1 protein-coding gene is annotated in these 632 nt (G+C 63.4%); it reads right to left on the bottom strand.

The genetic code is table 11. The annotated features are described in order from the left end of the window. Positions 1 to 632, bottom strand: a 632-nt coding sequence (locus AC3WLT_RS37275) for a contractile injection system protein, VgrG/Pvc8 family (RefSeq protein ID WP_492596544.1), incomplete at both ends; no start/stop codon positions are given.

Genomic DNA, 632 nt, shown 5'->3' on the forward strand with positions numbered 1-632 from the left:
AGCCGCACCACCATCCCCGGCATCATGCCGATCACGTTACTCTTGCCCCTGAACGTGGTCTGCCGCGCGACCAGTTCGTCGCGCCGCGCGTCGGCCAGCATCTGGCCGATCTCCGCGGTGTGGTGGTGCTCGGTGCTGCGGTTCACACTGCCGTACACGGAGCGGTCGTCACGCGCGACATACGACTCGGCCTTCAGCTCATCAGCGGGCGTCCGGTAGTTGTGCTCCCACGCCTCGACCACGGCCGGCACCAGCTTGCGGACCGGACTGATTGTCAGCACCGCCTCATGCCAGTTGCCCGAGAGGCCCGAGTCAGGCATCAGCGGCACTTCCAGCGCGCGCACATACGCCCTCGGATTGTTGCCGAACACGATCGTGTCGCGTTGCGGTCCGTCGCCCTTGCGCCCCTGTTTGAAGTACCAGAAAACGCCCGCACGCCGACAGTGACGGTCCACGAAATTCCAGACAGTCTCCTCGTACATGACCGCCTGCTCGAAGCGTTCCTCGGCACCTTCCAGCTGGAACTCAACGTCGAACGAGTCGATCAGCTTGCGGTCGATGATCGACTCGGCGATCAGTTCCTTCAGCGTCCTGTCCTTGAATATCCCGGAGTCGTGCACGTGCCTGAACAG

It is taken from the genome of Paraburkholderia sp. FW306-2-2C-D06C (assembly GCF_058781505.1).